Source organism: Arsenophonus sp. ENCA (genome assembly GCF_002287155.1).
Taxonomy (GTDB): Bacteria; Pseudomonadota; Gammaproteobacteria; order Enterobacterales; family Enterobacteriaceae; genus Arsenophonus; species Arsenophonus nilaparvatae.
In genome coordinates this window covers 1-10,291 of the sequence record NZ_NHNG01000344.1, presented here as the reverse complement: position 1 = coordinate 10,291, position 10,291 = coordinate 1, and the positions used below count along the sequence as shown (strand labels likewise).

5 protein-coding genes and 4 pseudogenes are annotated in these 10,291 nt (G+C 39.3%); 2 read left to right on the top strand and 7 right to left on the bottom strand.

From position 1 onward, the window contains the following. Positions 1 to 170 (top strand): annotated as a pseudogene (locus tag CBG25_RS09175) (IS110 family transposase); the annotation flags it as partial. A 21-nt stretch (positions 171 to 191) separates the two neighbouring features. On the opposite strand, the pseudogene CBG25_RS09170 reads toward CBG25_RS09175, so the two are convergent. The 5 genes and pseudogenes from CBG25_RS09170 to lolC form a co-directional block, all read right to left on the bottom strand. After that, positions 192 to 617: pseudogene (locus tag CBG25_RS09170) on the bottom strand (peptidase T); the annotation flags it as partial. A gap of 108 nt (positions 618 to 725) precedes the next feature. Beyond that, positions 726 to 1,549 (bottom strand): annotated as a pseudogene (cobB, locus tag CBG25_RS09165) (Sir2 family NAD+-dependent deacetylase). A gap of 89 nt (positions 1,550 to 1,638) precedes the next feature. Continuing rightward, complete coding sequence (gene lolE / locus CBG25_RS09160; RefSeq protein ID WP_290606174.1) at positions 1,639 to 2,886, bottom strand: lipoprotein-releasing ABC transporter permease subunit LolE; 1,248 nt, start codon at positions 2,884 to 2,886, stop codon at positions 1,639 to 1,641. 2 nt (positions 2,887 to 2,888) lie between these two features. Beyond that, positions 2,889 to 3,593: a lipoprotein-releasing ABC transporter ATP-binding protein LolD gene (lolD, locus tag CBG25_RS09155; protein WP_290606173.1), complete on the bottom strand. Its 705-nt coding sequence runs from the start codon at positions 3,591 to 3,593 to the stop codon at positions 2,889 to 2,891. Further along, the gene (gene lolC / locus CBG25_RS09150; protein WP_032116457.1) at positions 3,586 to 4,788 is read right to left on the bottom strand and encodes a lipoprotein-releasing ABC transporter permease subunit LolC; all 1,203 of its coding nucleotides are present in this window, start codon (positions 4,786 to 4,788) and stop codon (positions 3,586 to 3,588) included. Before lolC ends, lolD begins: the two co-directional genes overlap by 8 nt. Before the next feature lie 195 nt (positions 4,789 to 4,983). Between lolC and mfd the strand changes: the two genes are divergently transcribed. Then, entirely contained in the window at positions 4,984 to 8,424 is a 3,441-nt protein-coding gene (gene mfd / locus CBG25_RS09145; protein WP_290606172.1) for a transcription-repair coupling factor, read from the top strand. Positions 8,425 to 8,509: 85 nt separating this feature from the next. Here mfd and CBG25_RS09140 read toward each other — a convergent pair whose 3' ends face one another. After that, positions 8,510 to 9,814, bottom strand: coding sequence for an NAD(P)/FAD-dependent oxidoreductase (locus CBG25_RS09140; RefSeq protein WP_290606170.1), 1,305 nt, complete (start codon positions 9,812 to 9,814; stop codon positions 8,510 to 8,512). A gap of 271 nt (positions 9,815 to 10,085) precedes the next feature. Next, a pseudogene (locus CBG25_RS09135) lies at positions 10,086 to 10,291 on the bottom strand (hypothetical protein); the annotation flags it as partial.

Genomic DNA, 10,291 nt, shown 5'->3' with positions numbered 1-10,291 from the left:
CAACCCGTTTCAACCCGGTGATAAAGGTGTTTTACATGCGGTTGGTTGCAGCCGGAAAACCCAAAAAAGTCGCTCTGGTTGCCTGCATGCGCAAACTGTTGACCATCCTGAATGCGATGCTCAGAAAGAACGAAGAATGGGATGAATCCTACCATCAGGTTACTACGTAATTTTGTTGGTCAAGACAGTTGCTTATTTTCTGCCCCTAATAACGTTTTACCATCACTAGTAATTATCGTTTTACCTATCATTTCATGCAAAATGGGAAATATTACTGGTGATAACACCGCATTGCCAATACCCAACGCGATATCACCGCCACGATAATTTTCAATCAGTTGTGGCTTAACATTTTTACCAACAAAATCGGGTGAAGTGTCAAGATGGGAAATAAAGCCAATCGCAGGAACCGAATGTTCAATATTGGCAGGCAGCTTCGCCATTAAACAGCCATTTTCTAGCAACTCGCTAGTAGAAACTCCTAGCTCTGTCAGTTCGGTCAATAATAACTCTGCTAATTTTGCCTGGCCTATACTGCTGGGCTTAGATTTAGTGTAGCTCTTTGATTGAGTATTAATCGCACTATATTCCCAAAAACGCTCTAAAAGCCTATCCATTTCTCTTCCCCCAATGAGCTATTACCGCATTATGCGAAAGGAATTAATGACAATTATTGCGTCAAATCAGTTTTAGCAGATATATTAATAAAATGCATTATTACTTAATCATACTTTGAGCTCTGCAAGTAGCCCGCTAATATATTTTTCAACAATTTTTGTGGCAGCACCATAATGTTTTTCATCAAACTGGCTTTCAACCTGACTGGGTTCAAGATTCAATTCAACGGTATGTGCACCAGCAAGTTTAGCTTCATGTACAAACCCAGCGGCAGGATAAACATGTCCCGATGTACCAATTGCGACAAAAATATCCGCGGATGATAAAGCCTGATAAATCACCTCCATACCTAGTGGCATTTCACCAAACCAGACAATATGGGGACGCAAAGGTTGAGGAAATTGGCAACAGTGACAACGATCATCGGTTGTTAGATCTCCTTTCCATTCAATAACCTGACCTGATTGACAGCAGCGAGCTTTTAATAATTCACCATGCATATGAACAATCCGTCTATTACCCGCTTTTTCATGTAAGTTATCGATATTTTGCGTAACTAATAAAAAATTATCACCCAGGAAATGTTCTAATTTTGCTAAAGCATGATGGGCTGCATTGGGTTTTGTATCCGCTTGCTGTAATTGATAACGCCGCTGATTGTAAAAACGTTGTACTAATTCTGGATCTCTAACAAAACCTTCAGGTGTTGCAACATCTTCAACCCGATGTTCTTCCCATAAACCATCCGTTGCGCGAAAAGTACGAATTCCAGACTCAGCTGAAATCCCGGCACCGGTTAATACGACAACTTTTTTGTTTTCATCTTATCAATCAACTGTTTGTCTCGGTAAAAAAGGCAACAACGAAATCTTTGTCGATGTAAGTTTTTCTTTTTACGTAACTTTCTAAGTCGACAATAAAACCGCATCATTGGACAGTATCCTTTTTCATGCTAAACGACCCATTACTTTCAATCAAACCATCGCCTCTTTTAGATAATAACAGCAAAAACAACAACGATTATTGCCCACTTAAAATTCGCGCCGGATCTATTTTTGTTGCCCGTTTAGCTGGATACCAACTTGCAAGTAAACTTAAAATTAATGTTGTTAACATGACATAAAATACATCGGTAATATGGAGCTCAGAGGGTAAAAAATCGATAAAATAAACATCACCTGATAAAATAGGATGACCAACAATATTTTCTATACATTTAATGATAGTCGTTAAATTTAGTGATATAAAAATCCCGACTAACATACCAATAAAACAACCAACCATTCCCGTTATTAATCCATACCATAAAAAAATAGCACGAATAAAACTATCTTTAGCACCGAGTGTTCTCAACACCGCAATATCGGTGCTTTTATCTTTCACTGCCATTACCAGCGTAGAGACAATATTAAAACAGGCGACACCAATTACCAAAATCATAGCCAGATACATGATGCCACGCACCATTTGAATATCGTTATACATGTAACCATAATCCGCTATCCAACTTTTAATAGTGACATAATGGCCAGTATTTATTCCGGCATCGTAAACCACTTTATTGGCAGGAAAAACATCATTCACACTGATCTGAAAACCAGTAACACCATCACCATAGGCTAAATATTGCTGCGCATCTTGCAATGGCACAATTGCCAGCTGATGATCTAACATACCATTTAATTTGAATACGCCAATAACCGTGACACTAATTCGATTCGGTTGCTGAATACGTAATTTATCATCATGATTAGGGATCATGATGGTAATATGATCCCCAGGCGAAACTTTTAATGTTTCTGCCACACCTTGACCTAAAATAATTTCGTTATTACCAGGTTTTAATTTTTGCCAGGCATCATTCAAGATAAAATCAGGTAACGAACTAACTGATCGCTCTGACGATAAATCAACACCGGCTACCTGGATCGCTTTCAATGCGCTCCCCTTTTCGAGCAACCCAGTAAAATTAATATAAGGTGATACACCAACAACCCCTTGTGTTTGTCGAACCTTAGCTAAATCAGCTTGCCAATTTAAATAAGGCTGATTGACTGCCGCAATTTGTCCATGAGGGACAACTGAAAGTATGCGATTTTTTAATTCACGTTCAAAACCATTCATTGCACTTAAGCCAATAATCAACACTGCAACGCCAAGCACAATACCCAGTGTAGAAATAATCGAGATCAATGAAACCAAACCAGCTCTTTTTTTACCTCGACTAAAACGAAGTGCAATTTTTAACGCACGGGGTAATTCCGCCATGATCATTGCACTCCTATTAAGCTCGGATCATCCTGTAAATAGCCATCCCGCATTTCCAGCTGACGAGTTAAACGACCGGCAAGTCGCAAATCATGAGTCACAACTAAAAATGCCGTCCCTTTTTGTCGATTAAGATCCATTAATAAATCAAAAATGACATCTGCATTGTGTAAGTCCAAATTACCGGTCGGTTCATCCGCCAGTACTAAAGCAGGTTCATTAACAATTGCCCGAGCAATTGCAACTCGCTGCCGCTCACCGCCAGATAATTCAGCGGAGCGATGATTAACTCGATGTGATAAACCTACTGCTGCTAACATCTCACTCGCTTTTAGCTGCGCTTTCACACGTGTCATTCCGCCAATTAATAATGGCATCATTACATTTTTCAACGCAGTAAAATCCGGTAATAGATGATGAAATTGATAAATAAACCCCAACTTCTGATTGCGTAGTTCAGCCCTTCCATTGGTAGAAAGTGAGCTAATTTTTTTACCATCAAAAATGACATCACCGCTAGTTGGCGTATCTAATCCACCCAATAAATGCAGTAGTGTACTCTTGCCAGAACCTGAACTACCCAGAATTGCCATCATTTCACTTTTATTGATTGAAAAGGAGATATTTTTAAGTACATTAGTTGAAATTTTGCCATCTTGATAACATTTACAGAGGTCTTGGCAAACTAATAGCGGAGAATTATTCATAACGTAAAGCCTCTGCAGGTTGAACGGTGGCTGCACGCCAAGATGGATAAAGGGTGGCCAATAATGAGATAGCGATTGAAGATAAAGCGATTAATATAATACGAGCAGGATCAATAGATATCGGTAATTCGATTCCTTTAGCTAACAAACCTAACATAGGCATAATTATATTAAGCTGGCTTGCGATAAATAGACCTAATAATGTTCCAATGATGGTACCAATGATGCCTGCTCCTGCTCCCTGTAACATAAAAATAGCCATAATCTGGCCCCGCTTTAAACCTAATGTTTGCAAGATAGCCACTTCAGACTGTTTTTCCATAACCAATAATGAAAGTGAAGTAACAATATTAAAGGCTGCCACGGCAATAATGAGACTCAATAATAATCCCATCATATTTTTTTCCATTCTCACTGCCTGAAAAAACTCACCCTTTCGTTCGCGCCAATCCTGCCATACCATACCTGCTGGTAACGTCTGTTGACTCAAGCTATCAACGGTTAAAGGTGCCTTAAGATAAAGACGCCAACCCGTAATATTACCGATCGGATAACGCATTAATCTTGCCGCGTCCTGTTGATTAACCAATAATTCGCTATTATCGGCTTCACCTTCAGTAGCAAAAAAACCGGCTACCGTGAATAAACGCTGACTGGGTATTCTGCCCATTGGCGTAAGTTGACTAACACCTGGGACAATTAATCTCAATTGATCCCCCCTCTTTAGCTCAAGCTGTTCAGCCAACTTTACGCCTAAAATAACGTGGTAACTACCGGCAGTTAATACTGAAGGATCAACATCTTGCAAATGATTTAACAAAGGCTCGGTTGACTTTTCATCAACGCCAATCATGACCGCAACCCCCACATTTTGGCTGCTTTGCAATACAACATCACTTTCTACAATTGGGGCAATGCTTTCGATTCCTTCTAGATAGGTTACATTTTTTGCTGGATATTGATTAGGATTGAGATTACCTTTAGGTGTCGTTAAAATAGCCTGTGGCATATATGCTAAAATACTCTGCTGCAATGAACGTTCAAAACCATTCATAACAGCAGTGACGGTAATTAATGCCATAACGCCTAATGCAATGCCAATCGTAGATAAACTTGATACGAACCGACCAAATCGGTCGCCTGTTCGTCCACGCATGTAACGTAGACCAATATAAAAGATAACAGACTGAGACATGAAATCCGATATACCTCTGTTGCCAAAGCAAAGTGTTTGGCGATAATAAAGGGTAGCGTCACTGAATGGAACCACCCTAGGCCAAAGTTTTACGATTTTTTATATCTAACTTAACAGATTAGACTATTTTTCGTTTGTTTTAGTGTCAACAAAACAAGTATTACAATTTCTATCAATGAGAATTAATTAATCCTTATGCCGGCAAAATATTATTACCAACTACCCAAAAAGCAAGGTGATACACGCCATTTGGGGTGTCTAATTGGCGCGGCAGCCGCTGTTGAGTGTGCTGATATTGTCGAACGCCATCAAGGTCTTGTCGTTTTGATCACTCAAGATACGCATAATGCCTTAAAATTATGTGATGAAATACAACAATTTTCGCAAAATTCAGTGACAATGCTTTCGGATTGGGAAACACTACCTTATGATAGTTTTTCACCACATCAAGAAATTATTTCTGCGCGCTTAGTCAATCTTTATCGACTACCAACCTTAACAAAAGGTTTGTTAATTGTTCCGGTTAACACATTAATGCAAAAAGTTTGCCCTGCTGATTTCCTAATCAGCAATGCACTGGTCATGCATAAAGGCGACAAGCTCTCACGTGAAAATTTGCGCAACAATTTTGATAAAGTCGGTTACCGACATGTTGAACAAGTACTCGAACATGGTGAATATGCTACTCGTGAAGCGTTACTTGATCTCTTTCCGATGGGCAGCGATAATCCACATCGGATTGACTTTTTTGATGATGAAATTGATAGCTTAAGAACTTTTGATGTTGATAGTCAACTGACTATCAGCGAAGTTGAGCAGATAAATCTACTGCCCGCTCACGAATTCTCAACAGATGATAAAGCTATTGAGTTATTCCGTAGCCAATGGCGTGAACATTTCGACGTACGGCGTGATCCTGAGCATATCTATCAACAAATTAGTAAAAAAATAATGCCAGCGGGAATTGAATATTGGCAGCCTCTTTTTTTCAATCAACCACTATCTTCTTTATTTGACTACTTGCCTGCTAATACTTTATTGATCACGCAAGATTTAGCCGCGGCAGCTAGTAGATTTTGGGCTGACACTTATCAGCGCTATGAGAGCCGAAATGTTGATCCCATTCGCCCACTACTACCGCCTGATACACTTTGGCTAAATAGCGAACAACTTAATCACGCCCTTAAAACTTGGCCACGTATCAAAATTTCAGTTGAACCGGTCGGTCAAAAAGCAGGCAATACTAACCTGCCCTACTTAGCTTTACCTGATTTAAGTATCAGCCAGCAAAATAAAGCCCCACTTGATAAACTGGAGCAGTTCAGCAAAAATTTTGCTGGCCGAATTATTTTTTCTGCAGAAAGTGCCGGACGGCGTGAAACGGTACTAGAGTTATTAGCACGAATAAAAATCAACCCAATTAAGATTAAAATGCTGCATGAGGCCAATAATCCAGGCTTTTATATCACCATGGGGGCTGCTGAACAGGGTTTTACTAATCAGGATCAACAAATCGCTCTTATTTGTGAAAGCGATATTTTAGGTAAAAGGGTTATTCAACGTCATACTGAACAACGTAAACCGATTAATACCGATTTATTGATCCGTAATCTGGCAGAGTTACGCCCCGGACAACCGGTTGTTCACCTTGAACATGGGGTTGGACGTTATCAAGGTTTAACCACTTTAGCCGCAGGTGGTATTCAAGCTGAGTACTTAATGCTGACTTATGCAGGCAATGATAAACTTTATGTTCCGGTTTCATCGCTAAATTTAATTAGCCGTTATAGTGGCGGCAGTGATGAAAGTGCACCACTACATAAGTTAGGTGGTGATGTTTGGACTAAAGCGAAACAAAAAGCAGCTGAAAAAATTCGTGATGTGGCGGCCGAACTGTTAGATTTCCATGCTCAGCGTAGCATAAAGCCAGGTTTCGCTTTCAAGCACGATAAAATGCAATATCAGCTTTTTTGCCAAGGTTTTTCCTTCGAAACAACCGTTGATCAAGAACAGGCAATTAATGCCGTTTTAAGTGATATGTGTCAACCCATTGCCATGAATCGCTTAGTTTGTGGTGATGTCGGCTTTGGTAAAACCGAAGTAGCAATGCGAGCAGCATTCCTGGCAATAACCAATAATCAACAAGTTGCCGTGTTGGTACCTACAACGCTATTGGCACAACAACACTTCGATAATTTTCGCGACCGTTTTGCAAACTGGCCAGTACAGATTGAAATGCTGTCACGCTTTCGTAGTAACAAAGAGCAGCAACAGATTATCAACGCAGCGGCTGAAGGAAAAGTGGATATCTTAATTGGTACCCATAAATTACTGCAAAATGATATCCGTTGGAAAACACTTAGGTTATTAATTGTTGATGAAGAGCATCGCTTCGGTGTTCGCCATAAAGAATTAATTAAATCGATGCGAGCTAATGTTGATATTCTAACATTAACGGCAACACCTATTCCTCGAACCCTTAATATGGCAATGAGTGGCATGCGTGATCTGTCGATTATTGCCACTCCGCCTTCTCGTCGATTATCGGTTAAAACCTTTGTTCGTCAATATGATGATTTAATTGTGCGGGAAGCAATTTTGCGTGAAATATTACGGGGTGGACAAGTTTACTATCTGTTTAATGATGTAAAATATATTGAGAAAGCCAAAGAGCGTTTAGAGTCGCTGGTACCTGAAGCGCGTTTTGTAATTGGCCATGGTCAAATGCGCGAAAGAGATCTGGAGCGGATAATGACCGATTTCCATCGACAACGGTTTAATGTATTAATTTGCACCACCATTATTGAAACCGGAATCGATATTCCTACCGCTAATACTATTATTATTGAACGGGCAGATCATTTTGGTTTAGCGCAATTTCATCAATTGCGTGGCAGAGTTGGCCGCTCTTATCATCAAGCTTATGCTTATCTTTTAACACCACACCCGAAAGCTATGACGGGTGACGCGCAAAAACGGCTTGAAGCGATCGCAGCACTAGAAGATCTTGGCGCTGGCTTTGCATTGGCTACTCATGATCTGGAAATTCGCGGCGCTGGTGAGTTGCTCGGTGAAGAACAAAGCGGACAGATGACCACCATCGGATTTACACTTTATATGGAACTGCTAGAAAACGCCGTTGAGGCTTTAAAGCAAGGTAAGGAGCCTTCTTTAGAAGAACTTACCAGCCAACAGAGTGAAATTGAGTTAAGAATGCAGGTATTACTGCCGGATGACTATATTCCCGACGTAAATCTCCGATTATCGTTTTATAAAAGAATTGCCAGCGCCAAAAATGACAATGAGCTGGATGAGTTAAAAATTGAACTTATTGATCGTTTTGGTAGCCTGCCTGATGCAGGCAAGCAGTTACTACAATCTACTGCCATCAGGATGCATGCACAAGCATTAGGCATTAAACGAATAGAAGCTCACGAAAAAGGCGGATTTATTGAATTTAGTGAACAAAATAAAGTAAAGGCGACTTTTCTTATCGAGTTACTGCAAAACTCAGCTGATATTTATCGGCTAGATGGGCCTAATAAATTGAAATTTGTTAAACCACTAATCAATTATGCTGAAAGGCTCACTTTCGTAAGACAATTAATAACTGATTTTCAGTCACACCAAGTATAAATTAACTCATCGCTTCTTATTTTGATTACAGTAAGAAGCGATGGTTAATATCAAATTTGCTATTATTAATGGTGATCGGCATAAATTAATGTAATTTTAATCTAGGTCGAATAATACGATTAATACTACCCACTAACATCATCAATCCGGTTTTAATATAACCATGTAACGCTATTTGATGCATACGATAAAGTGAAATATAGACGATACGAGCGATTTTCCCTTCAACCATCATATCACCGCGCACTAAATTTCCCATTAGGCTGCCAACCGTACTAAAACGAGACAATGAGACTAAAGAACCATGATCTTTATAAACATACTCTTGCAACGCTTTATGATCGAGTAATGCCAGGATATTTTTATAACACAAAGTGGCCATTTGATGTGCAGCTTGGGCGCGAGGAGGTACAAATCCACCTTCTTTTTTAGGGCAAGATGCGCAATCACCAATAGCAAAAATAGCATTATCTAGCGTCGTTTGTAGTGTTGGTTTAACGACTAATTGGTTAATTCGATTAGTTTCTAAGCCACCAATTTGGTGCATAAAATCAGGTGCTTTAATACCCGCAGCCCAAACCATAAGATCGGCGTTAATTTTTTCTCCCGATTTAGTGTTAAGGCCATCTCTATCCGCACTAGTTACCATGGTCTGCGTTAAAACACGAACACCCAATTTGGTTAATTCATGATGTGCAGCTGTTGAGATCCGTACCGGTAATGCCGGTAAAATACGCTCTCCCGCCTCAACCAGTGTTACATTAAGCGCTTCCTTATCCAAGCCTTCAAAACCATAACTGGTTAATTGCTCGATAGCATTATAGAGTTCAGCAGAAAGTTCCACCCCAGTTGCGCCACCACCAACAATGGCGATATTAATCTTATCATCCGGTTTATGTCGCACCGAATAACTGAGAAATAAGTTTAACATTTCGTCATGAAAACGATGTGCTTGCTGTGGGTTATCCAGGAAAATACAATGATCTTTTACACCGGCGGTACCAAAATCATTAGACACACTGCCTAACGCCATCACTAAAATATCAAAATCTAATTGCCGCTCAGGAACTAATAATTGGCCTTCCTTATCATGTATCGCTGCAAGCGTAATGGTTTTATTTTCACGATTAATATTTGTCAAACAACCCAATTGAAAATGAAAATAGTGATTACGGGCATGCGCCAAATAACTCAGAGCATCTACTCCATCATCTAAAGAGCCTGTCGCAACTTCATGCAGTAGAGGTTTCCATAAATGGCTTTGATTGCGATCAACTAATATAATCTCAGCTTTATTCTTGCGTCCTAATTTATGCCCCAACTTGGTTGCGAGTTCTAATCCTCCTGCCCCACCACCGACAATGATAATCTTGGTTTTTGGCGTCATCATAACTACTCTATCCTAAAATAATTTTTTGTTATTTAAATAAATTTAACAATTAGCTTCAAATAGCATAATTTTTCAAAAAAAGTTTATTTTGCCAACAGAATAACATAGTTGATTATTTGCTCATACCTAAATTAATTAAAATCAATTTAGCTGGTTATTTTTACATCATTACTATTAATAATGAGTGAAACATAATACTGCGACTATTTACAATAACCAAAACTCACTATCTAATTCCTATTTATTAATAATACACTAGTTTCGCACAAAACTAATTTGGGTACGCTAATAAAACACGGATGTGCTCAGCAATAGCATTTTTGATTACGTCCCAATTTTGTTGATAAAGGGTTATTTTTTCAGATATACGACGTTTATGTTGTTCAAACCACGCAGAAATAGCGAGAAAAATATGATTTCTTTGCGCTCGGCTCGTGCGAGCCTGACAGCGTTCAATACCACAATTTTGTTTAACTT